Origin of the sequence: Bordetella sp. N (assembly GCF_001433395.1) — a bacterium.
Taxonomy (GTDB): Bacteria; Pseudomonadota; Gammaproteobacteria; order Burkholderiales; family Burkholderiaceae_B; genus Bordetella_C.
Map to the genome: position 1 here is coordinate 3212912 of NZ_CP013111.1, position 23553 is coordinate 3236464.

Below are 23553 nucleotides of genomic sequence, written 5' to 3' on the forward strand. Positions count from 1 at the left end.
CCCTGAAGGAAAGCCATGCCCTGGATCGCCATGCCCTGGATCAAAACGCTGCACATCGTATTCGTGGCGGCGTGGTTCGCGGGGCTGTTCTACCTGCCGCGCATCTACGTCAACCTGGCCAGCCAAAGCGAGCCGGCCGTCAAGACCGTGCTGCTGGGCATGGCGCGGCGCCTCTACCGTTTCACGACGATCCTGGCCGTGATCGCCCTGGTCTGTGGCCTGCTGCTGTTTGTCGGTTACCGTATCGGCATGGGCCCCGGCAATGGCTGGATGCACGCCAAGCTTTTCTTCGTGCTGCTGATCATCGGCTACCATCATGCCTGTGGCGTCATGCTGCGCAAGTTCGAACAGGGCCGCAACACGCGCTCGCACAAGTTCTACCGCTGGTTTAACGAAATCCCGGTCTTGTTCCTGTTCATTGTCGTCGCCCTGGTGGTTGTAAAACCGTTCTGAGGTTCCTGCGCGCCGCGATAGCCGCGCACGACGTCCTTCCTGCCTTCCAGGTGGCGGCACCTTCGCCGCTCCTGCGATTCACCTGTTTTTGCCCTGCGCACACCATGACTGCCGACGATCCGGACCGTCCCCGTAAGACCCTCTCTGTGAAGAAATCGCCGCGCCCGGCGGAAGCCGACGCTTACGGCCCGCCGCGCAAGCGCAGCGGCGCCCGCGCCCGCGCGGCCGCCGTGATCGAACGGACCCGCGACCAGAAGGAAAGATTGGCCACGGCGGAAGAACGCGAGAACGCCCCGCCAGCCAGCGACCGTGGCGGCTATGCCCGCGACGACCGCGGCGCTGACCGCCGTGACGACCGTTACGACGCCGGCCAGCGCGGCGGACGTGGCGACAGCCAGGGCTACGGTGACCGCCGCGGCGGTGAGCGCGCGCCGCGCGCCCGTGGCGCCGCTGATGACCGCTACAGCGACAAGCCCGCACGCAGCGCTGACCGCGGCCAAGGGGCGGCTGCCGACGAAGGCGCTTATACCGGTAAGGTCGGGCGCCACGACGATGGCCGTTACGCCGACGCCGACTACGGTCGCCGCGTCCGCGAAAAACATGAGCCGCGCCGCCACGAACGCTACGACCGCAACGAAACCTATACGGTCTTCACTCCCTGCCCGCAAGGCATCGAGGAAGCATTGACCGCGGAACTGCAGGCACTGGGCTTCGAAGACGCCCAAGCCGGCCGCGCGGGCGCCCGTTTCAGCACGGACTGGCAAGGCATACAGCGCGCCAATCTGTACTCCCGCCTGGCGACCCGCGTGCTGGTGCAGGTCGCGCACGGCCCGGTGTATCAGGAAGACGACCTGCTGGAACTGGCTTACAACACCCCTTGGGAACGCTGGTTCGGCGCGGAACACTCGCTGCGGGTCGACACGTCGGCGATCAAGAGCCCCATGCGCAGCCTGCAGTACTGCAACCTGCGAGTGAAAGACGGCATCTGCGACCGCCTGACCGACCGTGAAGGCGCGCGGCCCGACATCGATACCGTGCGTCCGGACGCCCGCGTGTTTTCTTTCCTCACGCAAGACACCGCGACGCTGTACCTGGACACCTCCGGCGAATCGCTGTTCAAGCGCGGCTGGCGCCTGGACAAGGGCGAAGCGCCCCTGCGTGAGAACCTGGCGGCGGGCATGCTGGCCCTCGCCGGCTGGGACCCCAACGAGCCCCTGCTCGATCCCTTCTGCGGCAGCGGCACCATCCTCATCGAAGCGGCCTGGATTGCCCTGGGTGTGCCCCCCGGCATCGCGCGCCCCTTCGGCTTCGAGCGCATGCGGGATTTCGACAGCCGCCGCTGGCACGACCTGAAGGACGATGCCCGCGCCCACATCCGGCCCAAGCTGGATACGCCGCTGTACGGCTGCGATCTCAATCCGGAAGCCATCGTGCACGCGCGCAACAACGCCGAGCGGGCCTGGTTGACCGAAGACACCATTCAATTCGAAGTGGCCGACGCCCGCACGCTGACCGCGCCGGCCAAGTCCGGCTGGATCGTCACCAATCCGCCGTATGGCGAACGACTGGAGGCAGGTGCCGAGACCGACCTGTGGCGCGACTGGGCCAGCTGCCTGAAAAAGCAGTTCGGCGGCTGGCAGTTGCACGCGATTTCCAGCGACATGACCCTGCCACAGCAACTGCGCCTGAAGCCCGCGCGGCGCACCCCGCTGTACAACGGCGCGCTCGACTGCCGCCTGTTCAGCTTTGAACTGGTGGAAGCCGGCTACCGCGACGCCGACCGGGAACAGCCGACCTGACGCCCGCGGGGGCGGGGGCCCGGGTCAGGCCTCCGCGCCCTCAGCGGCCGCGGTCACCACCGGCTGCATGGCCAGGCGCACCTGCTCCCGCAGGCCCGCCAGCGCGGCATCCCGCGCCAGATACAGCGCCTGGGCTTCTTCCAGTTCGACGATGGCGAAGCGCAACTCGGCCCCCGGCAGCGCCTGCGCCAGCCAAGGCAGATCGACACTGGCTACGTAGGCGATCTTGGGATAACCGCCGGCGCTTTGCCGATCCGCCATCAACACGATGGGATTACCGTCCGGCGGCACCTGGACCGTCCCGAACGGCGTGGCCTCGGAAATCATCTCCAGGGGCTGCGTCAGCCTCAACACCTCGCCGCGCAAGCGGTAGCCCATGCGATCGGACTGGGTATCGACCGTGAACGGCGTCGACACGAAAGCCGTCTGCGCTTCCTCGATAAACGCCGACCATTGCGGCCCGCGCACCGCGCGCACCGCCTCCGGCTGCTCGTGGGCAGGCAGGTCGAAAATGGCCGCGGACACGAAAGGCGTCCCGCATTGAACCAGCAGGCGCCTGACGCGCGGATACCCGGCATCCCTGGCGCGCAGCGGCAAGCGGTCACCCTTCTGCAAGGCCCGGCCGGCGAATCCGCCGAAGCCGCCGCGCGGGAACGTGCTGACGCTGCCCATGACCGGTTCGACGTCGAAACCGCCCCGCACCGCCAGGTACAGCCGCGCGCCGCGCCGGCATTCGCCGAACGACAAGGTCGCGCCGCGGCGCACGAGTACCGGTTCATTCAAAGGGACGGTGGCCCCGTCCAGGGTCGCGCGCATGTCCGCGCCGCTCAGGGCGATCAGCCGTTCATCGGTGAACTGCAGCACCGGCCCGGTCAAGGTGCATTCCAGGGTCGCCACGGACTCGTCGTTGCCGACCAGGATATTGGCCACCCGGTGCGACCATTCGTCCATGACGCCATTGACCGGCACGCCAAAACGCTGGAAGCCATAGCGGCCCAGATCCTGCAGTTGGGTCAGCGCCCCGGGTTTCAGAACTCGTATCATCAGCGCGCCTCGTACAAGCGATCGAACTCGGCGGGCGTGACAGGAACGAAACGCAGCCGATCACCAAGTTGCAGGCGCACCGGCGGGTCCTGCTTCAAATCGAACAAATTCCAGGGCGTGCGCCCGATCAGATTCCAGCCACCCGGCATGGCCAGTTGGTAGATCGTGGACAGGCCATTGGCGATGGCCACCGAGCCGGCCGGCACCTGCGTGCGCGGCGTCTGCCGGCGGGGCAGCGCCAGGCGCTGATCCAGCCCGCCCGCGAAGGGGTTGCCGGGCGCGAAATAGAAGGTGTAGACCACCAAAGGCGATGCCCCATGCAGCTGGATCACTTCATCGGTGGTCAGCTTGCAGCGTTGCGCCACTTCGTCCAGATCAGGTCCGTATTCGCCCCCGTAGCAGCACGGAATTTCCACCGTGCGGCCGCCCTGTTCGACGTCGGGCACACCGCGCGTCAGGATGCCCCGCAACTGCTCGGCCAACTGTTCGTAGGGCGGCACGTGCAGCGCGCCGTCCAGCGCTTTCTCGGCGTAGGCCTCCGGCCGGTAGTGCACCGCCACGGTGGTGAAAGCGGGAACCACATCGATCACGCCCGGCAGCGGGTGATCAAGCAGCCAGGCTGTAAACGACAGCACAGTGCGGTTGACTTGCGCGTCCACGCGGTCGCCGAAAGCAACCAGCAGGCACCGGTCCCCGACCGGCTCAATGCGCCACGACGAATTGGGGGAAGCGTCTGGACTTGAGTTCATGCCGATGATTCTACGATGCGTCCCCGCTATGCACCGCAGTCGCGGCGTCACGAATCGCGGTCAAGGTCATGCTGCGGCGCAAACTGTTGTAAAAGCGCCGCTTGCATCGTCTAGGGTTAACCCCTATAATCCGGGTTATCCCGTAGTCAGGCAGTCCTATATTCTAAGTAGATATATGGAACAACGTGCCTGACTGTGCTACTCAGAGATATTATCGTGATTGACCACAACACCGTCCTTTTGACCGACGAACTGGAACGTCAACTGATGCGCCAGGCAATCGAAGAACAATTCCGTCCCCGCCCGCTGCGTGCGTTGGGTAAGCTGCTGAGCAAGATGGTCCAGTCCGTCCGCTCGCCGGCCCAGCGTCATAGCGGTGAAACCGCCAACGCTTAAAAAGAAGAACATAGCGTCAGCGTTCAGTACCGATCCCCTTGGGGGCTGTAAAGCCCCTTTTTAAGCCCGTCACCTAGTGACGGGTTTTTTTTTGCCGCGGCGTTGAAGGACTTGGGCATGGCGCGGCGCACCAGGCTGTTGCGGCGCAGCGTGCCTGGCCGTGGCGTGATTCCATGTAGCTGCGGATAATGCGCGCATGACCCAGTCCTCCTCGTCCACCGCCGCCCCGCTTCCCTCGATGACCGCGAACCCAACGCCGGCCCGGCTGCGCCGCTTCGCCTGCATGATGTACGAGGCCGTGCTGTTGTTCGGGGTGGTGTTCCTGGCGGGCTATCTGTTCGACACACTGACGCAAAGCCGCAGCGGACTGATGTACCGGCATGGCCGGCAAGCCTGGCTGTTCCTGGCGCTGGGCGCCTATTTCATTACCTGCTGGCGCCGCAACGGGCAGACGCTGCCCATGAAGACATGGAACATCCGGCTGGTCGACCGCGCGGGCCAACCCCCAACCATGGCGCGCCTGGCCCTGCGTTATCTGCTGGCGTGGGTGCTGCCGCTGCTGGCCGCCGGCTTGATACTGGGCGCGACGGTATGGAGCGGCAGGCCCACGATGCAGTTGCTCATCGTGGCGGCGCCGTTCGCGATCTTCGTCGGCAGCTGGTTCGATGGCGACGGGCAATTCCTGCACGACCGCCTGGCGGGTACCCGGCTGGTCAATGCCCCGGCGGGAGCGACGAAAAGTATCAAAGCCGCCCCGTCAATGTAACAATTTTCGGCCCCAGCGATTCGCGCGCCGGCGTCTGTCCGGCTCCCCTGCAAGGCCGCACAACCAAGGGAAATCCCTGAAACGCTATATCTCCACGAATATAGCGCTGCGGCGTACGCACATGGCTGCTATCGCAGATCCTTAAGCGGACTTACCTTTGGCGACATCTTGACCAAAGGCGTTCAGAAAGCCGTCAGCGGCCCGCTTCGACAATTGCGGCGTCCAAAAGTTCAAGAAAAAATCGACTATGTACGCCAAACTGCTCGCATCCCTCGCCATCGTCAGCACCGCCCTCGGCTTCGCGCCCACGGTCTCCGCGCAATCGGAATCCGCGCAACGCGAAATCCAGGCCGCCACGGAATCCGCGTTCCGTGCTGCTCAGGAAAGCGGCGTCGTCCGCCTCGGCGAACAGGCCACGCTCAAGCTGCCGCCCAATACCATCTTCGTGCCGCGCGCCCAGGCCAATCGCCTGATGGAAGCCTACGGCAACGGCAAGGATGACACGCTGCTGGGCATCTTCATGCCGCCGGCCGATTCTCCCGATGACTGGATCGTCACCGCCAACTTCGAGAAGGCCGGCTACATCAAGGACGATGACGCCAAGAACTGGGACGTCAAGGAACTGCTGCAAAGCCTGCGCGACGGCACCGAAGAACAGAATCAGGCGCGCCGTGAGCGCGGCATCCCCGAGCTGCAAGTCATGGGCTGGGTGCAGTCGCCGCAATACGACAGCGCGCACCAACGCCTGGTGTGGTCCGTCGAAGGCCGTGACAAGGGTGCGCCCGCCGACGCCGACAACACCGTCAACTACAACACCTATGCCCTGGGCCGCGACGGCTATATCAGCCTGGACCTGCTGACCAGCAAGAGCCTGGTGGCCACGCAGAAGTCCGCGCTGATCGGCCTGCTCGACAACCTCAACTACAACGACGGCAAGAAGTACGCCGACTTCAACTCGTCCACCGACAAGGTCGCCGAGTATGGCCTGGCTGCCCTGGTGGCCGGTGTGGCGGCGAAGAAGCTGGGCCTGCTGGCCATCATCGCGGCCTTCGTGGCGAAGTTCGGCAAGCTGGCCATCCTGGCTGTCGCGGCGGGCGGCGGTGCGATCTTCAAGGTCTTCCGCCGCAAGAAGAAAGACGAACCGAAAGCGCCTGGCGCGGTTTGATGCGGGTTTGCTTCCGGCCGGCCCCCGGCGCGATCTGACGATAATCACGCCGTGAAACTGCTCTTTCTACTGTTCGCCGGCTTCAAGTACCTGAAGTTCAGCAAAGTGCTGCTGACCGGCGGCACCATGCTGCTGTCGGTGCTGGGCTACGCCTTCATCTTCGGCTGGCCCTACGCCGTGGGCTTCGTGGCGCTGATCTTCGTGCACGAGATGGGCCATTACATCGCCGCCCAGCAGCGCGGGCTCAAGGTCGGCGCGCCTACCTTCATTCCCTTCGTCGGCGCCTGGATCGAGATGAAGGAAATGCCGCACAACGCCGAAACCGAGGCCTATGTCGGTCTCGGCGGGCCCTTTCTGGGCACCGTGGCGGCGCTATGTTGCTACCTGCTCGCGCGCAACGAAGGCAGCCGGCTGCTGCTGGCCCTTTCCTACGCCGGCTTCTTCATCAATCTGTTCAACCTGATTCCGCTGTCGCCCTTCGACGGCGGGCGCATCACCGCGGTGTTGTCGCCCCGCATCTGGCTGGCGGGCGTGCCCATACTCGGGGCGCTGTTCTTCTATCGGCCCAGCCCAATGTTGATCCTGGTCGCGGTGCTGGCCATCCCCAAGGTGATCGAGGCCTGGCGCTACGATCCCGCCGCGCCCGAGAACCAGGCGTACTACGCCACCAGCACGGCAACCAAGGTGGGCTATGCCATGGTCTACATCGGCCTGGTGGGCCTGCTGGCGATCATGACGCACGACGTCCATGAGATGCTGGGGGGCGCCTAGCCAGCGGCGCCTGGCGGGCCGCACCTGGCCGGCCACAACCAATATGACCGCTCCCCAGGGAGTGTCATAAAGCGTTCACTCATTCTTAACCTGCGCGTCATCCCCAGATGTTTCCATGCTTACGTGGAAGCAGCCTGTAAGGACACACGCCGTGAACGAAATCCGCCCCACCCACTGGCGCACGCTGTGGATCTCCGACATACATCTGGGCACCGCGGGCTGCAAAGCCGAGTTCCTGCTCGACTTCCTTGAGCACAACGAGGCCGAGACGCTGTACCTGGTCGGCGACATCGTGGACGGCTGGCAGTTGCGCAAGCACTGGCACTGGCCGCGCGCCCACAACGATGTGATCCAGCGCATCCTGCGCAAGGCGCGCAACGGCACCCGCGTGGTGTTCGTGCCCGGCAATCATGATGAATTCGCCCGCGAATTCGCCGGCTACGCCTTCGGCGACATCGAGATCCTTGACGAGGACATCCACGTCACGGCCGACGGCCGCAAGCTTCTGGTGATCCACGGCGACCAGTTCGACGGTGTGATCCAGCACAGTAAATGGCTGGCGCATCTGGGCGACAGTCTGTACCAGATGGCGCTATGGCTGAACCATCATTTCAATCGCCTGCGCCACCGCATGGGCCTGCATTACTGGTCCCTGTCGCAGTTCCTCAAACACAAGGTCAAGAACGCCGTCGCCTTCATCAGCGACTTCGAGCAGGCGCTCGCCGGCGAAGCACGCCGGCGCGGCGTGGACGGCGTGGTGTGCGGCCACATCCACAAGCCCGAACTGCGCGATATCGACGGCATCCTTTACTGCAATGACGGCGACTGGGTGGAGAGCCTGTCCGCGTTGACGGAAGACCACAACGGCCAGTTGCGCCTGCTGGACTGGGCCGCCGTCATGGCGGAGCGGACCGAGCCGGCACAACCCGGCCGCCGCCGCGCCGTGGAACTGCCGGCCCTGCCGTCGGCGCTGCGCCGGCAAGGCAAGTAGCCAGTAGGCGGCCCCTGCCCGGCTCGCCCTGACAGGCACGCGTACGGTTTATTTCACGGCCTGTTGCGCGCTGCCGCCCTTTTCCATGCAGGCCAACGCCTGCCCGCCATCAGTGGAAACCCTAGCCAGGGTGAAGGGAACCCGTTTGAAATGAACGGGAATGTTGCAGTTCAACGCCCTCTCAGTCATGCTTGCGATTGGGGCAATCCGGCCCCAAAAGCACTGCCGACGAGTCTCCCATCGTTGTAACGGGCGGATGGCCGCCCCCCTATCACAACAGGGCCATGAACGATCAATACCAGGCGCTTTACCAATCTTTCCGCTGGCTCGTGCCCACGCAGTTCAACATCGCCGATGTGTGCTGCCATCGCTGGGCCGCCAATAGCTCCGATGCCCGGCGCATTGCGATCTATTACGAGGACGAAGCCGGCAACCGCGAGGTGTGGACATATGGCCGCCTCGCGGAAGCCGTCAACCAACTGGCCAACGGCTTGGTACGCATGGGTGTGGGCAAGGGAGACCGCGTCGGTGTTGTATTAGGACAACGACCGGAGACCGTCGTTGCCCATATGGCCGTCTACTCCGTAGGCGCTGTCATTCTGCCCCTTTCCTCGCTGTTCGGGCCCGACGCCCTCGAGGCCCGCCTGCGTGACGCGGAAGCCCGCATCGCCATCGTGGATGCCGCCTCCAGCGGCAATCTGCTGGCCGTGGCGGATCAGTGCCCCACGCTGCAACAGATCATCGGCATCGGCTTCGCGGACGAGCGCGTGCTGCCCTGGCGCAGCCTGCTGGCCCGTCAGCCCTCCGAATTCAAGGCCGTCCCGACCCTGGCGACTGACCCCGCCGTGCTGCTTTACACGTCCGGCACCACCGGGGCCCCCAAGGGCGCCCTGTTGCCCCACTCGGTACTGATCGGCAATCTGCCGGGCTTCGTCGCCTCGCAGGACTGGTTCCCCAAGCCGGGCGACGTGTTCTGGTCGCCCGCCGACTGGGCCTGGACCGGCGGCATGATGGACGCCCTGCTGCCGACGCTTTATTTCGGCCATCCCATCGTGGCCACGCGCGCCCGCTTCTCGCCCGAACGCGCCTTCGAGCTGATGGAGCGCTACCAGGTCACCAACACCTTCCTCTTCCCCACCGCCCTGAAGGCGATGATGAAGACCGTGCCGGCGCCGCGCGAGCGTTATCAACTGGCCTTGCGCGCCATGATGAGCGCCGGCGAAAGCGTCGGCCAGGCCGTGTTCGACTGGTGCCAGACGGCGTTGGGGATCACGCCCAACGAGATGTTCGGCCAGACCGAGATGAACTATCTGGTCGGCAACAGCCAGCGCCGCTGGCCCGCCAAGGCCGGCAGCATGGGCCGGCCCTATCCCGGCCATCAGGTTGCGGTCATCGACGACGAAGGCAAGCCGGTCGCCGCCGACGAGGTGGGTGAAGTGGCGCTGAATCGCCTGGACATCCACGGCTACCCGGACCCCATCCTGTTCCTGGGCTACTGGAACAATCCCGCCGCCACCGCGGCCAAGTTCACCGGCGACTGGTGTCGCACGGGGGACCTGGCGCGCATCGACGCCGATGGCTATCTTTGGTACGCCGGCCGCAGCGATGACGTATTCAAGTCCGCCGGCTACCGTATCGGCCCGGGAGAAATCGAAAGCTGCCTGATCAGCCACCCCGCTGTCGCCAACGCCGCCGTGGTGCCCAAGCCGGACACGGAGCGCGGCGCCCTGGTGAAGGCCTACGTGGTGCGCACCGCGGAATACGCCGACCGCGAACCGCAGGCCCTGATCCAGGAATTGCAAGACCATGTCCGCGAACGCCTGGCGGCCTACGAATACCCCAAGGAAATCGAATTCCTGGAAGAACTGCCGATGACCACCAGCGGCAAGATACAGCGCCGGATCTTGCGGCTGCGCGAGGAAGAGCGCGCGGCGCAAGCCGCGCAGGCGATACCGGCGCCGCCGGCGGCGCCCGCAGCCCCGGCCGCCGAGGCCGCTCCGGCTACCCCGCCCGCCCCGCCTGCCCCGGCAACGACCTGACGGAGACTACGCCGCATGGCGATCTATCAACTTGAAGACCTGATTCCTGTCGTAGACCCCGACGCCTGGGTGGCCGAAAGCGCCGTCATCATTGGCGACGTCACCCTGGAAGCCGGCGTCAGCATCTGGCCGCAGGTGACCATCCGGGGCGATAACGCGCCCATCGTGATCCGGGAAGGCAGCAATATCCAGGAGTCCAGCGTCCTGCACGTCGACGCCCACAAAACCCTGGTGGTCGGCCCCCACGTCACCGTCGGCCATCAAGCCATGCTGCACGGCTGTACGATCCAGGAGGGCGCCCTGGTGGGCATGCAGGCCATCGTCCTGAACGACGCCGTGGTCGGACGCAATTGCCTGATCGGCGCGGGCGCCATCGTGCCGGAAGGTCGCGTGATTCCCGACAACAGCCTGGTGATCGGCATCGGCAAGATCGTGCGCGAGCTGTCGCCCGAGGAAATCGCCAAGATGCGCGAAAACACGGCCGGCTATGTCCGCCGTGCAGCGCAATACAAACAAGCGTTGAAGCGGATAGGTTGAGGCCCGTTCATACGGCTGAGCAGGGCCTTCATGCCCCTGCCGACGACCCGGCTGCAATGCCGCCGTCAGGGCGGATCGGCTAACATTCCCGCATGACCGATCTCCTCAAGAAATACCTGTTCGAAGACCGCAGCGTGCGCGTTCAGGCCGTGCGTCTGCACCAGACCTGGCTGGACGCCCAGACCAATCATCAATACCCGCTGGCCATCAAGCGCCTGCTGGGCGAGTTGGTGGCCGCGTCCACCCTGCTGGCCGCCAATCTGAAATTCGAAGGCTCGCTGCTGCTGCAATTGCAGGGCGATGGCCCCATTTCCCTGCTTGTGGTGGAGTGCCGCGCGGACCTCAGCCTGCGCGCCACCGTCAAGCTGCGCGACGGCCATGCCGTGCCAGCGGACGGCACCCTGCAAAGCCTGATGAACCCGGGTGGCAACGGCCGCTTCATCGTGGTGCTGGACCCGCAGCGCAAAGTGCCCGGCCAGCAGGTCTACCAAGGCATCGTGCCCATCATCGGCGAAAGCGTGGCGGAGGCCCTGGGCCACTACATGCAGCAGTCGGAGCAGCTGGACACGCAACTGTGGCTGGCCGCCGACGAGCAGCATGCCGCCGGCGTGCTCCTGCAGCGCCTGCCCGACCAAGGTGGCTCGGGCGACGTCACGGCGCCCGGCAGCGCCGCGCAAACGTGGGAGCGCGCCAGCGCGCTGGCCGCCACCATCAAGGGCGAGGAGCTGCTGCAGCTGGACATCGACACTCTCATCCACCGGTTGTTCTGGGAAGAGACCCTGGTGGCCTTCGATCCGCTGGAAGTGCGCTGGCGCTGCACCTGCTCGCGGGAGAAGGTGGCCGGCATGCTGCGCATGCTGGGCCGTGACGAAGTCGAGAGCATCCTTTCCGAACAGGACCAGGTGGAAGTGGCCTGTGACTTCTGCGGCAAGCCGTACCGCTTCGACGCCGTCGATTGCGCCAGGGTGTTCGCCGGTTCGCAGACCTTGCCGGAACAGGATCCGCCCACGGTGCATTGACCGGCTGGTCTGCTGTGCTGCCCTTGAATGCCCGCCGTCTGGCGGGCATTGTCGTTTACGGGGGCTGTCGTTTAAGGGGATTGTCGTTGAAGGGCATCGTCGTTTAAGGGCATCCACGCGCGTAGGTTTCCGTATGGACGCGGCCTGGGCCGGGGCGGACACTAGTCCGCATGAGAACCGCCATTCGCCTTTCGCCCGCCCAGCCGCACACACGGTGGGGTTCGGCCATGGCCAGCTTCGTCATCTCCGTGCCCGTGCTGCTGCTGGCCGGAATGGGGGTCATCGAAATCGCTTACTGGCACATCACGCGGCAGGTGCTGAACGTGGCGCTCATGGAAGCGGCGCGCGCCGGCGCCACGGCGAACGGACGGCTGGAAGCGATGGAGCGGGCCTTCCTGAAAACCTTGCGGCCCTTGCCGACCAGCGCCGGGCGCTGGCGCCGCATCCATGACGACAGCGGGTCACCAGCCTGGCGCATCGACGTCCTGGCCCCGCCAACCTCGGCTTATGCCGACTTCGGCAGCCATGGCCTGCGGCTCGTTGAGCCAGCGGGCACGCTCCCGGCAACGCCTGCCGGGGCAGGCATCCTAAGAACGGGCAGCGCACCCGCCAAGATAATGGCCATCCGCAACGACTATCAGGCCGAGGAACACGCGCGCCGGCTGGGCGCGGGCTGGCCCGGCGGACGCGGACCGAAATCCGGGCTGACCATCTTCGAAGCGAATATCCTGCGGCTGCGATTGAGCTATCAACTGCCGCCGCTGAGCCCGCTCACACGGGCAGTGCTGCGGGCAGTGGCACCCACGGCCAGCGCCAGCCTGGCAGCCGTGGCCGCACGGGCCGGTAATGTTCTCATCGTGGAAGATCTGGCCATGGACATGCAATCGCATCCAGCCGCATGGCCAAGCCGCAGGATAGAACCAGGATAGACCGCCGATGAGACAGCGGCGGTGACGCTGCACACCGGCTCAATGCCGGGCGGCGGGACGCGCGGGGGCGGTGGCAGGACGATTGGGCGCGGCAGCCGCGGGGCGGCTGGCGGGAGCGGGAGTGGCGGCAACCGTGTCTGGCGTCGCCACCGAAGCGCCACCAGGCGGTGGCGCCGTATTCTGCGGCAGGATCTGCACGAAGATCTCGCCGTCGCGCATCATGCCCAGCTCGCTGCGGGCACGTTCCTCGATGGCCCCCGTACCCGACTGCAAGTCGTGCACTTCGGCATCCAGGGCGTTGTTGCGCGCGCGCAAGCCGTCATTGGTCTCGCGCTGCGCCGCCAATTGCTTCTGCAGGTCCCAGACCTTGAACCAGCCGCCCTTACCCGCCCACAAGGGGTATTGGATCAGGCCGACCAGGACAAACAGAACCAGGAACAACAGACGCATGAGGCGAATATCCGTGCAGCGGGCGCACACCGGCAGGTGCGCGCCCTAATGCGTTCAACGCAGATTGTAGAAGGCTTCGATACCGGGGTAGGAAGCGACTTCAGCCAGTTCTTCTTCGATACGCAGCAACTGGTTGTACTTGGCCATACGATCCGAACGCGACAGCGAGCCGGTCTTGATCTGCATCGCGTTGGTGGCAACGGCGATGTCGGCGATGGTCGAATCTTCGGTTTCGCCCGAACGGTGCGACACGACGGCGGTGTAGCCGGCGCGCTTGGCCATTTCGATGGCGGCGAAGGTTTCGGTCAGGGTGCCGATCTGATTGATCTTGATCAGGATCGAGTTGGCCACGCCCTTCTGGATGCCTTCACGCAGGATGCGCGTGTTGGTCACGAACAGGTCGTCGCCCACCAGCTGGACTTTCTTGCCCAGTTGTTCGGTCAGGATCTTCCAGCCGTCCCAATCGTTTTCGGCCATGCCGTCTTCGATCGAGATGATCGGGTACTTGTCGCACCAGGTCGCCAGCAGATTGGAGAACTCTTGCGACGACAGCGAGACGCCGCCTTCGCCGGCCAGGGTGTACTTGCCGTCACGGAAGAATTCCGAGCTGGCGCAATCCAGGCCCAGGGCGATCTGCGTGCCCGGCTCGTAGCCGGCTTCGGTGATGGCCTTCAGGATCATCTGGATGGCCGCTTCGTGGTTGGCCACGTTGGGCGCGAAACCGCCCTCGTCGCCCACGGCGGTGGACATGCCCTGGTTGTTGATGATCTTCTTCAACGAGTGGAAGACTTCAGCGCCCCAGCGCATGGCTTCACGGAAGCTGGCGGCGCCCACCGGCAGGATCATGAACTCTTGCATGTCCAGGGTGTTGTTGGCGTGCGCGCCGCCGTTGATGACGTTCATCATCGGCACGGGCATGCTCATGGGGCCGCTGCCGCCGAAATAGCGGTACAGGGACAGGCCGGACTCGTCAGCCGCGGCACGCGCCACGGCCATGCTGGCGGCCAGGATGGCGTTGGCGCCCAGGCGTTCCTTGCTGTCGGTGCCGTCCAGTTCGATCAGGGTACGGTCGACGAAGGTCTGTTCCTGCGCATCCAGGCCCATGAGGGCTTCGGAGATTTCGGTATTCAGGTTTTCGACCGCGCGCAGCACGCCCTTGCCCAGATAGCGGCTCTTGTCGCCGTCGCGCAGCTCGATGGCTTCGCGCGCGCCGGTAGAGGCGCCCGACGGCACAGCGGCCCGGCCCATGGCGCCGGATTCCAGCAGAACGTCGCATTCGACGGTGGGATTGCCGCGCGAATCCAGAATCTCGCGGCCGATGATATCGACAATTGCACTCATGGTTTTGTCCCTAGAACGTTTTGAAAAATCTGACCCTCTCCCGGCGCTATGGTAACGCGCCACCCCACCCGTTCCCGGGCGTGAGTGGCGTAAACCATGCGGACCATGGGAGCGACGATCCCGGGGCGGCCAGACGCACCGTCCCGGGACGCATCATGCCGCGTCCTTGTTACGCTTGGCCTGGTTGGCCAGCGCGGCCTGGATGTAGCTGCTGAACAGCGGATGACCGTCGCGCGGCGTGGAGGTGAATTCCGGGTGGAACTGGACCCCGACGAACCAGGGGTGCTTGGGCAGTTCCATCATCTCGGGCAGGTTTTCCGTCGGCGTACGGGCGCTGATCACCATGCCGGAATCTTCCAGGCGCGGCACGTAGACGTTGTTGACCTCGTAACGGTGGCGATGGCGCTCGTTGACTTCGGGGCCGTAGATCTTGGCCGCCAGCGTGTCGGCCTTGATCGGGCAGCGCTGCGCGCCCTTGCGCATGGTGCCGCCCAGGTCGGACGTGGCATCGCGCTTTTCGACGCGGCCTTCGCGGTCCATCCACTCGCTGATCAACGCCACCACCGGGTGCGGCGCGGCAGGATCGAACTCGGTGCTGTTGGCGCCGCCCAGGCCAGCCACGTGGCGCGCGAACTCGATCACGGCCAGCTGCATACCCAGGCAGATGCCCAGATACGGCACATTGTTTTCGCGGGCATAGCGGATAGCGGCGATCTTGCCTTCCGTGCCGCGCTTGCCGAAGCCGCCCGGCACCAGGATGGCGTCCAGATGCTTCAGCTGGTCCGTGCCGCGGGTTTCGATGTCTTCCGAGTCGATGTACTCGACCTTGACGCGCGAACGGGTGTGGATGCCGGCGTGCACCAGCGCTTCGCTCAAGGACTTGTAGGACTCGGTCAGGTCGATGTACTTGCCGACCATGCCGATGGTGACTTCGTGCTCGGGATGCTCCAGCGCCTCGACCAGATTGTCCCACATGGACAGGTCGGCGGGCGGCGGCGTGATGGCCAGCGCGTCGCACACCAGGCTGTCCAGGCCCTGCTTCTGCAGCATGGCCGGCACCTTGTAGATCGAATCGGCGTCCCACACCGAGATCACGGCGTCCAGGGGCACGTTGGAGAACAGCGAAATCTTGGCGCGCTCGTCGTCCGGGATGCGGCGGTCGGCGCGGCACAGCAACGCGTTCGGATAGATACCGATTTCGCGCAGTTTCTGCACCGAGTGCTGCGTCGGCTTGGTCTTGAGCTCACCGGCCGAGGCGATGAAAGGCACCAGCGTCAGGTGAATGAACGCCGCGTTATTGCGCCCCAGGCGCAGGCTCATCTGGCGAGCCGCTTCCAGGAACGGCAGCGATTCGATGTCGCCCACCGTGCCGCCGATTTCAACGATGGCCACGTCGGTGGCGCCGTTGAAGCCGGCTTCAGCGCCGCGCGCGATGTAATCCTGGATTTCGTTGGTGATGTGGGGAATGACCTGCACGGTCTTGCCCAGATAGTCACCCCGGCGCTCCTTGCGCAGCACCGATTCATAGATCTGGCCCGTGGTGAAGTTGTTCACCTTGCGCATGCGGGTCGAGATGAAGCGCTCGTAGTGGCCCAAGTCCAGGTCGGTCTCGGCACCATCTTCGGTCACGAAGACTTCACCGTGCTGGAAGGGGCTCATCGTACCCGGATCGACGTTGATGTACGGATCCAGCTTGAGCATGGTGACTTGCAGGCCACGCGATTCGAGGATGGCTGCGAGAGACGCGGCGGCGATGCCTTTCCCCAGGGAGGACACCACACCACCGGTGACAAAGACGTATTTGGTCATCGTTGTGAGCACCCGGTTCGGCCGGGCGCGTGCGGGAAATTTGGATTATAGCTGGGAGCCGGCCGATGTTTGGGTTTTCCCTGAGCGACGGGGCGTAACAAAGCAACACCTTATTGGTACCGGGTTGACGCCGGACGGATACCTTCGAATGGAGGTCATCCAACCCCAATTTGATAAGATCGGGCTCCCCAGGACCCAGCACGTCCCACCAGAGGAAGCTCCGCATGTCCCCGTCTTCCCCCCAGCCTTTCCCCGCCCCCCCTTCAGCGGGTCAGGTGACCCGGCTGCTGCCGCTCCCCCGTCTGCTGGCGCTGACCGCCGCGGTAACCGGGCTGGCCCTGTCGCTGCTGTTCTTCGCGTTCCAGCTTTCCTTCGGCGAACATGCCGCGCAAATCCGCGAGACCTATACGAACCGGTCTTACGTGCTCGCCATGGCCCTGGACTGGACCGCCAACCTGGCCCTGACTTCCCTGATCGTGTACGCCTGCACCCGGGCCTACGAAGACGGTGCCGGCGCCTTGCCCGTGGCGGCGCGCCGGCGCGTTCAGCTGCTGATGGTGGCCGCCGTGGTGGGGGTCACCCTGGCCATGCAGATGCTCTGGGTCGCCCTCTATCCCATTTTGCTGACCCCCATCCTGCAATGGGGTGCCGATAACTACCGCCCCTACGCCGCGCCGCTGATCATGCAGGGCATCGGCGTGATACAGACCATCATCGCCGGCCTGCTGGTCAGCCTGATCACCTTGACGTATGCCCGCCGCATCGCGCCGGCGCTGGCCTACGACGACCGGACACGCCCGGTGACCCCGGCCGAACGTTCCGCCGCCGTGATCTTCGGCTGGACCTGGCTGATGCTGCAGATGCAGTTGATGCGCCCCGCCTTCGGCCTCTACAGCTGGGAACTCAACTCCACGTCGTCCTGGACCATGTTGTTGATCATTCTGATACCGCTCCTGGTCGCCTTGCTCGCCAAGGTGGCCGCGACCAAGCCGCTGGCGGATCTGCAACCCTGGCGGGCCGCGCCCGGCCGGGCCATCCTGGCGTCGGTGTGCGCCTTCATTACCGCGCAGCTGCTGCAGTTCGCCGTGGCCTTCGGCCTGGCCTACACGCTGCGCCTGTCCACGCTGCTGCGATTCGGCTTCCTGACGCTGATCGTCGTGACGCTCATCGTCTACCTGATCATGCTGGTGCCGCTGAGCCGGCTGTACATCCGCCTGTTCTATCGGCGCGAAGGCAGCGCCGCCGCGCCCGCGGCCGCCTGAGTCTCCCCGGACCAGCCGCCGGGCAAGCCGCGCCGATGAAGGCGCGGCAGCCGCTTACGCCGCCAGGGTGCGCGGCTCCGTCGCCAGCACCAGCCAGGCCTTGGCCGCGCCGTCGACGTGCGGCAGCAGGCGCTCGCGCACTTCGGCGTGATAGGCATCCAGCCAGGCGGCCTCGTCGGTGCTCAACAAGGAACGGTCGATGCAGCGCGTATCGATGGGGCACAAGGTCAGGGTCTCGAACGCGAGAAATTCGCCCAGTTCGGTGGTCTGCCACGGCCGGTTGCACACCAGGTTCTCGATGCGCACGCCCCATCGTCCCGGCCGATACAGGCCTGGTTCGTTGGAGGTGATCATGCCCGGCTCCATGGCGGTATGGGGTCCCGCCGGCGCGCGGTGCGAGATCACCTGCGGGCCTTCGTGCACGTTCATGAAATAGCCGACACCGTGGCCGGTGCCGTGACCGTATTCGGCGCCGCCCGCCCATAGCGGTGCGCGCGCGATCGCGTCGAGCATGGGCGACAGCACGCCGCGCGGGAAGCGCGCGCGCGACAGCGCGATCATGCCTTTCAGGACCAGGGTGTAGTCGCGTTTCTGTTCGGCATTGGGATTGCCCACGGCCACCACCCGCGTGATGTCGGTGGTGCCGCCGACATACTGCGCGCCGGAGTCGATCAACAACAGCCCGTCGCCGGCGATGGTCGCGTGCGATTGCTCGGTGGCGCGGTAGTGCGGCATGGCGCCGTTGGCATTGAAACCGGCGATGGTGCCGAAGCTCAGCGACACGAAGCCCGGCTTGCGGGCCCGCGCCGCCGACAGGACCTCGTCGACGGTAAGTTCCGTCACGGTCTCGCCACGCGCCAGGGCGGCTTCGAACCAGGCGAAGAATTCGCACAGGGCCGCGCCGTCCTGTTCCATGGCGGCACGGACGTGCGCCAGCTCGTCATCGGTCTTGCGCGACTTGGCCAGCGTGCTGGGGTTGATGGCTTCGATGCGCCGCGCGGTGGCCGGCAGCGCCGCCAGCACGCCCACCGTCACCCGGGCCGGGTCGACCAGGACGGCAGCGTCCTCGCCCAGGGCAGCCAGCGCGGCGGCCAGCTCGGTGTACGGACGCAAGGTCACGCCATCGGCCTGCAATACTGCCTGCAAGGCCGCGTCCACTTTGCCGGGCGCCACGAACAGGGTCGCGTCCGCCTCGCGCACCAGCGCGTGCGCGACGAAGACCGGGTTGTAGTCGACGTCGGCGCCACGCAGATTGAACAGCCAGGCGATGTCGTCCAGGGTGGAGATCAGGTGCGCGCTGGCCTGGCGGCCATGCAGGGCCTGCCGGACGACGCGCAGTTTCTCGGCACGCGTGACGCAGGCGTAGGGCGCCTGGTGTTCGTAGATTTTGGCTTCCGGCAGGCCCGGGCGACCAGGCCACACGGCATCCAGCACGTCCTGGCCGATGTCCAGCGTCACGCCGCGCGGCTTCAGGGCGGACGCCAGCGCGTTGAAGGCGCCCAGCGACAGCACCTGTCCGTCCACCGCGACGCGCGCGCCCTTGGGCATATTGGCGGCCAGCCAGTCGATGTGGCCAGGGATGCCCACCGCGGCGATCTTCATCAAGCCGACGCACGTGCCGGCCAATTGCGTCTCGGCCTGCACCCAATAACGGCTGTCGACCCACACACCGGCGAAATCCGCCGTCACGACCAGGGTGCCCACCGAGCCGGTGAAACCGGACAGCCATTGCCGGGCCTGCCAGCGCCCGGGCAGGTATTCGGACAGATGCGGATCGGCCGACGGCACGAGACAGGCGTCGACCCCGCGGGCGGCCATCTCGGCGCGCAGGGCGGCGATACGGGCATCCGTGGGATTGGAGGCGGACAACGTGGACGATGACGTCTGATGTTGGGACATGGGTTCCTCAGGACTAGTCGCGACGATACCCCCGCGGCGGCGCACGGCCACGGGGGTATCGCAAAGAATGCAGCTCGGATGCGTCAGCGCCGCGAACTCAACGCAACATGAACGACATCGCCGCCAGGCTGTTGAGCGTGCGGATGGCTGCCTGCATGCTGTCGGTATTAAACCGCAGATTGACCCCATCGACCCGCTCCAGCGAGGGCAGCATGCAGAACAGGTCGGCCACGGCCGTGGTCTGGACCTGCAGCTGGCATTCGATGGGCGGCGCGATGCGGAAGGGCTGCAGATTGCCGATATTGGCCATGGCCGCCTGGGCCGCTTCCTTGATGGCCGCGCGCGAGGCGGCCGGCGACAAGGTGGCGCCGCTGCCCTGCCCGCGCGCGATCTTGGTCTGCACCCACACCGCATTGGGGAACAGTTCGCGGGTTTCGCCGATGAAGACATCGTCGCCGCTGGCCAGCGCCACGGGCACGCCCAGCTCGCCCGCAAGCGCGCCGTACAGGCCGGCCTCGCCCAGCTCCATGCCGTTGATGCGGACTTTGGCGAAAGCGAAGCTGTTGATGGTGTGGGCCAGGATGCCGCGTCCCTGCGCGCGCGAGTGGTAGCCGATCATGAAGACACCGTCGCAGGGTTCTTCCAGGCCGCCCATCATGCCCAGATAGCGCGGCTTGCCCATGACCAGGCGGGCGCGCTCGTCGATGCCGTCGGGCAGGAGGTTGCGGAAGCCGCCGTGCGAATCGTTCACCAGCACGTCGTCGGCGCCGCCGGCGAAGGCGCCGCGCACGGCGGCATCGGCCTCGCCGGTCATCCAGGCGCGCGCCCGTTCATATTCGCCGTTGCCGGCGGTGATCTGCTGGGAGTGGAAGACGCCGGCGACGCCTTCGATATCGGTGGAAACAAGAATACGCATGGCAAGGAGAATGAAAAAAGGCGGTTTCTATCGAGAACTGCAGTCTATGCCCAGACCAAGGGCTGAAATTCAAAACCAAGGTCTGCTTTGGAAAGGCAATCCCGGAACCCCGGCCGGCGACGTGCCGGTGCCCCAAGAAGATGCAGTTATGAGGGGTTGCCGGCCAGCCAGGCGGACCAGTCCGGGATTGCTTCCGTGATGGCCTGGCGCATATGGCCGTCGCGGCCGTGCACGGTGACGGCGCGCCACATGGCGTGGATGATGGCCTGCTCGGTGGCCTCGGCGGCCGCTTCGAACAGCGGATCGATACGGGTCTCATGCAACAGCTGGAGCGCGGGCATGCCCCGCTCGGCCAGGTGCGGCACGGTATAGGCGGTGGAAAACGCCAGCGCGATGTCGCCGCTGCCATGGCCGTAGACCGAGCCGGTGCGCGCCAGACCCGCGCCCGCGCGCACGGCCAGCCGGCGCAGCTGACGCGCGTCCAGCGGCGCGTCAGTGGCCAGCAGAAGAATGATGGAGCCCTTCTCGGGGCCGGTTTCCGGTTCGCCCTTAGACGCGGCGCCCGGCACGTCGGCCGGCACAGCCGGCGCCACGCCGCCCGCTTCCGCGTCGGTCAGCCAGCGCCCGAAAGGCCGGCCCGCCACCACCAGATTGGGCTTGCGGCCGTAATTGGCCAGCACCAGCGCGCCAACCGTATGACCGCCTGCCACACGCGACGCCGAGCCGATGCCGCCCTTGAAGGAAAAGCAGGACATGCCACGACCCGCGCCCACGGCGCCCTGGTCGAACACCCGGTCCGCGGCGGCCAGCGCCTGGCCGTAATGGGCCTCGGTCACCGCCAGCGCCTGGATGTCGTTCAGATAGCCGTCATTGCATTCGAAGACCAGCGGATTGACGGTGGCCCACTCGCGGCCGACCTGCGGATTATCCCGCACGGCCGCGCGGATCTGGGCATTGGCCACCGTGCCGACGCCGAAGGTATTGGTCAGCGCGATGGGCGTTTCCAGCACCCCCAGCTCCTGCACCTGGATCAGGCCGGTGCTTTTGCCGAAACCGTTGATCACCTCGACCGCCGCCGGCACCTTGTCCCGATACGGATCGCCCGCGTGCGGACGCAGCACCGTCACGCCGGTCTGGATCGGCCCGTCGTCCAATGTGACGTGGCCGACGGTCACGCCCGGAACGTCGCAGATACTGTCCAGTGTTCCCGCGGGTAGCCTGCCTATGCGTGGCGATGCCTGCTTGCCTTCCATGATGCCGATTGCTCCTGAATCCCTGTAAACGGATTCGATAATTCTGCTTGTGCGCCGGCCACGCGGCCGGCGCACCATGGACAACGGCCCATCCCGGGCCGTCGTCGTCTTGCTTACTTGCGGTCGATCTTGGGATCGAGCGCGTCCCGCAGGCCGTCACCCAGCAGGTTGAAGGCCAGCACGGTCAGGAAGATGGCCAGCGCCGGGAAGATGGCGATGTGCGGCGACGTCACCATGTCCGCGCGCGCCTCGCTCAGCATGGCGCCCCATTCCGGCGTGGGCGGCTGCGCGCCCATGCCCAGGAAGGACAGGCTGGCCGCCGTGATGATGGACGTACCCACGCGCATGGTGCCGTACACCACGATGGGCGAGATCGTGCCGGGCAGGATGTGACGCATGATGATGGTCCAGTCCGACGCGCCCACGCTCTTGACCGCCTCGACGTAGGTCATATGCTTGATGGCCAGCGTATTGCCGCGCACCAGGCGGGCAAAGGCCGGCACGCTGAACACGGCCACGGCCACCACCACGTTGACCATGCTGGAACCCAGAATGGCCACCACGCCGATCGCCAGCAGCATGCCGGGGAAAGCCAGCAGCACGTCCGACACACGCATCGTGATGCGTTCCCACCAGCCTTCGTAATAGCCGGCCAGCAGGCCCATGGCGGTACCGACGATGGCGCCCAGCGCCACCGACACGAAGCCGGCAATGAGCGAGATGCGCGAGCCCATCAGGATGCGGCTGAAGATGTCGCGGCCCAGCGAATCCACGCCCAGCCAGTGGGTCAGCGACGGGCCCGCGTTGAGCTGGTCGTAGTCGAAGAAGTTCTCGGCGTCGAAGGGCACCAGCCAGGGCGCGAACACCGCCGCCAGCACCAGCAGCAGCACGAAGAAGGCCGCGGCCACCGCAAGATGCTGCTTCTTGAATTTGCGCCAGAACTCGCTGAACGGCGTGCGCACATCGGTGGACGCGGCCGGCGCGGCGGGCGGCGCCGACGAGGGGGTAACAGTATTGATATTGCTCATGGCCGGCTCACTTATAGCGAATGCTGGGATTGATGACGCCGTAAAGCACGTCCACGGCCAGATTGATCACGATGAATTCGAAAGAGAACAGCAGCACCAGCCCCTGGATCACGGGGTAGTCGCGCTGGGTCACCGCGTTGACCAGCAGATTGCCCAGGCCGGGCCAGCTGAACACGGTTTCCACCACGATGGAGCCGCCCAGCAGGAAGCCGAACTGCAAACCCATCATGGTGATCACGGGAATCATGGCGTTGCGCAGCGTGTGCTTGATCACCACCACGCGCTCGGACAAGCCCTTGGCGCGCGCGGTGCGCACGAAGTCTTCCTGGATCACTTCGACGAAGGACGCGCGGGTGAAGCGCGCCATCACGGCGGCCACGGCGGCGCCCAAGGTGAGCGAAGGCAGGATGTAGTGTTTCCAGCTCGATGCACCGACGGTCGGCAACCAGCCCAGCTGCACCGAGAACACCTGCATCAGCATCATGCCCAGCGCGAAGGCGGGGAAGGAAATGCCGGAAACGGCCAGGGTCATGCCCAGGCGGTCGGGCCATTTATTACGCCAGACCGCGGATACGATGCCGATCACCATCCCGAACACCGTAGCCCAGACCATGCTGGTCAGGGTCAACAGCAGCGTCGGATTGAAACGGTCGGCGATTTCAGTCGTCACCGGACGCTTGCTGCGCAGCGAAGTGCCCAGGTCACCCTGCAGCATGTGCTGGAAATAACGCACGAATTGCTGCGGCATCGGCAGATCCAGGCCAAGTTCCTTGCGCATCAGCTCGACGGTTTGCTCGTCGGCATCCTGGCCGGCGGCCAGTCGTGCGGGATCACCCGGCAGCATGTGCACGAACAGGAACACCACCACCGAAACCAGCAGCAGCGTGGGGATCATGCCTAGAAGGCGTTTGACGATATAGGAGAACATTTAGATCAT

At 65.6% G+C, this 23553-nt stretch carries 22 protein-coding genes; 12 read left to right on the top strand and 10 right to left on the bottom strand.

Translation table 11 applies throughout. The features are described from left to right. Positions 1-30: 30 nt before the first annotated feature. Together ASB57_RS13675 and ASB57_RS13680 are read left to right on the top strand one after the other, a co-directional pair. Positions 31-453, top strand: coding sequence for a CopD family protein (locus tag ASB57_RS13675; RefSeq protein WP_057656138.1), 423 nt, complete (start codon positions 31-33; stop codon positions 451-453). Positions 454-557: 104 nt separating this feature from the next. Next, positions 558-2252, top strand: coding sequence for a THUMP domain-containing protein (locus ASB57_RS13680; RefSeq protein WP_057652725.1), 1695 nt, complete (start codon positions 558-560; stop codon positions 2250-2252). A 24-nt stretch (positions 2253-2276) separates the two neighbouring features. On the opposite strand, the gene ASB57_RS13685 is transcribed toward ASB57_RS13680, so the two are convergent. Beyond that, on the bottom strand, positions 2277-3296 hold the full coding sequence (locus tag ASB57_RS13685; RefSeq protein WP_057652726.1) for a biotin-dependent carboxyltransferase family protein: 1020 nt from the start codon (positions 3294-3296) through the stop codon (positions 2277-2279). After that, on the bottom strand, positions 3296-4045 hold the full coding sequence (pxpB, locus tag ASB57_RS13690; protein WP_057652727.1) for a 5-oxoprolinase subunit PxpB: 750 nt from the start codon (positions 4043-4045) through the stop codon (positions 3296-3298). The genes ASB57_RS13685 and pxpB overlap by 1 nt, the downstream gene beginning before the upstream one ends. A gap of 216 nt (positions 4046-4261) precedes the next feature. On the opposite strand from pxpB, the gene ASB57_RS13695 reads away from it, so the two are divergent. From ASB57_RS13695 to ASB57_RS13735, 9 genes are all read left to right on the top strand, one after another. Further along, positions 4262-4441, top strand: coding sequence for a hypothetical protein (locus tag ASB57_RS13695; RefSeq protein ID WP_156414160.1), 180 nt, complete (start codon positions 4262-4264; stop codon positions 4439-4441). Positions 4442-4637: 196 nt separating this feature from the next. Continuing rightward, positions 4638-5207, top strand: coding sequence for an RDD family protein (locus ASB57_RS13700; protein ID WP_231755421.1), 570 nt, complete (start codon positions 4638-4640; stop codon positions 5205-5207). A 247-nt stretch (positions 5208-5454) separates the two neighbouring features. Further along, positions 5455-6372: a DUF2167 domain-containing protein gene (locus ASB57_RS13705; protein ID WP_057652728.1), complete on the top strand. Its 918-nt coding sequence runs from the start codon at positions 5455-5457 to the stop codon at positions 6370-6372. A 51-nt stretch (positions 6373-6423) separates the two neighbouring features. Further along, positions 6424-7143, top strand: coding sequence for a site-2 protease family protein (locus ASB57_RS13710; protein ID WP_057652729.1), 720 nt, complete (start codon positions 6424-6426; stop codon positions 7141-7143). A 115-nt stretch (positions 7144-7258) separates the two neighbouring features. After that, positions 7259-8134 (top strand): UDP-2,3-diacylglucosamine diphosphatase, encoded by an 876-nt coding sequence (locus ASB57_RS13715; protein ID WP_156414161.1) that lies wholly within the window; start codon positions 7259-7261, stop codon positions 8132-8134. A 284-nt stretch (positions 8135-8418) separates the two neighbouring features. After that, positions 8419-10173 carry an acyl-CoA synthetase gene (locus tag ASB57_RS13720; protein ID WP_057652731.1) on the top strand — a complete coding sequence of 585 codons (1755 nt, stop codon included), beginning with the start codon at positions 8419-8421 and terminating at the stop codon, positions 10171-10173. A gap of 15 nt (positions 10174-10188) precedes the next feature. Continuing rightward, positions 10189-10710 (top strand): gamma carbonic anhydrase family protein, encoded by a 522-nt coding sequence (locus tag ASB57_RS13725; RefSeq protein WP_057652732.1) that lies wholly within the window; start codon positions 10189-10191, stop codon positions 10708-10710. A 92-nt stretch (positions 10711-10802) separates the two neighbouring features. Further along, positions 10803-11729 carry an Hsp33 family molecular chaperone HslO gene (hslO, locus tag ASB57_RS13730; RefSeq protein ID WP_057652733.1) on the top strand — a complete coding sequence of 309 codons (927 nt, stop codon included), beginning with the start codon at positions 10803-10805 and terminating at the stop codon, positions 11727-11729. A gap of 170 nt (positions 11730-11899) precedes the next feature. Then, entirely contained in the window at positions 11900-12658 is a 759-nt protein-coding gene (locus ASB57_RS13735) for a TadE/TadG family type IV pilus assembly protein (protein ID WP_156414162.1), read from the top strand. A gap of 39 nt (positions 12659-12697) precedes the next feature. Here ASB57_RS13735 and ftsB read toward each other — a convergent pair whose 3' ends face one another. The 3 genes from ftsB to ASB57_RS13750 all read right to left on the bottom strand — a co-directional run bounded on the left by ftsB (position 12698) and on the right by ASB57_RS13750 (position 16258). After that, complete coding sequence (gene ftsB, locus ASB57_RS13740) at positions 12698-13108, bottom strand: cell division protein FtsB (protein WP_057652735.1); 411 nt, start codon at positions 13106-13108, stop codon at positions 12698-12700. 54 nt (positions 13109-13162) lie between these two features. Further along, entirely contained in the window at positions 13163-14449 is a 1287-nt protein-coding gene (gene eno, locus ASB57_RS13745; protein ID WP_057652736.1) for a phosphopyruvate hydratase, read from the bottom strand. 153 nt (positions 14450-14602) lie between these two features. After that, positions 14603-16258, bottom strand: coding sequence for a CTP synthase (locus tag ASB57_RS13750; RefSeq protein ID WP_057652737.1), 1656 nt, complete (start codon positions 16256-16258; stop codon positions 14603-14605). A gap of 224 nt (positions 16259-16482) precedes the next feature. Between ASB57_RS13750 and ASB57_RS13755 the strand changes: the two genes are divergently transcribed. Then, on the top strand, positions 16483-17520 hold the full coding sequence (locus tag ASB57_RS13755; RefSeq protein WP_156414163.1) for a hypothetical protein: 1038 nt from the start codon (positions 16483-16485) through the stop codon (positions 17518-17520). A 54-nt stretch (positions 17521-17574) separates the two neighbouring features. Here the strand turns inward: ASB57_RS13755 and ASB57_RS13760 are convergent, their stop codons facing one another. From ASB57_RS13760 to gsiC, 5 genes are all read right to left on the bottom strand, one after another. Further along, positions 17575-19419 carry an aminopeptidase P family protein gene (locus ASB57_RS13760; RefSeq protein WP_057652739.1) on the bottom strand — a complete coding sequence of 615 codons (1845 nt, stop codon included), beginning with the start codon at positions 19417-19419 and terminating at the stop codon, positions 17575-17577. 97 nt (positions 19420-19516) lie between these two features. Then, positions 19517-20335 carry a M55 family metallopeptidase gene (locus ASB57_RS13765; protein ID WP_057652740.1) on the bottom strand — a complete coding sequence of 273 codons (819 nt, stop codon included), beginning with the start codon at positions 20333-20335 and terminating at the stop codon, positions 19517-19519. 146 nt (positions 20336-20481) lie between these two features. Beyond that, positions 20482-21588, bottom strand: coding sequence for a P1 family peptidase (locus ASB57_RS13770; RefSeq protein WP_082621597.1), 1107 nt, complete (start codon positions 21586-21588; stop codon positions 20482-20484). A gap of 113 nt (positions 21589-21701) precedes the next feature. Next, positions 21702-22616, bottom strand: coding sequence for a glutathione ABC transporter permease GsiD (gsiD, locus tag ASB57_RS13775; protein WP_057652742.1), 915 nt, complete (start codon positions 22614-22616; stop codon positions 21702-21704). Positions 22617-22623: 7 nt separating this feature from the next. Beyond that, positions 22624-23544: a glutathione ABC transporter permease GsiC gene (gene gsiC, locus ASB57_RS13780; protein WP_057652743.1), complete on the bottom strand. Its 921-nt coding sequence runs from the start codon at positions 23542-23544 to the stop codon at positions 22624-22626. Positions 23545-23553 lie beyond the last annotated feature (9 nt).